Consider the following 507-nt stretch of genomic DNA (forward strand, 5'->3'; position numbering starts at 1 on the left):
TGAGTTGCAGGTCTTTGCCCGCCTGCAACTGGCCGCCCTGAATGCGGATATCGCCGTTCTGGTCTGGTGTGCCGGAAGCGGTGAGGGTGAGATTATCCCCAGTCATCAGGCTGCTGCCCTGTTGAGTGGTCTGGTGCTGTTTCAGCTCTGACCGGGAGGACTGGCTGCCGTAGGAGAGGTTGACGCCCACCAGATTGTTGTTGGCTTTGTCGCCACCGCCTTTAGCGTCGGCCAGTCGGGCAGCCTGGACTGCCTGTATCCCGCTAAGAGCGGCTTTGGTGCCCTGTAAGGCTTTGATACGGCTGTCACTTTCACTTCTGGCCGCTTGAACCGTTTGAACGGCGGAATTCAGGGCCCCGCCTGCGGTGCCGGACAGCGCCACGGTCAGGCCGCTTTGTTTCTGTTCGGTTTTGGTGATGGCGGTGTGACTGTTTTCCGCGCTGGTGATGTTAATGTTTTGACCGGAAAGTTGCATATCTTGGCCCGCCACTACATCACTGCCGTGAA

1 protein-coding gene is annotated in these 507 nt (G+C 58.6%); it reads right to left on the minus strand.

All coding sequences use genetic code 11. The features are described 5' to 3' along the window. On the minus strand, nt 1-507 hold a 507-nt coding region (locus EAE90_RS23395), incomplete at both ends, for a hemagglutinin repeat-containing protein (RefSeq protein WP_214055469.1).

The organism is Photorhabdus caribbeanensis, from assembly GCF_018448885.1.
Classification (GTDB): Bacteria; Pseudomonadota; Gammaproteobacteria; order Enterobacterales; family Enterobacteriaceae; genus Photorhabdus; species Photorhabdus caribbeanensis.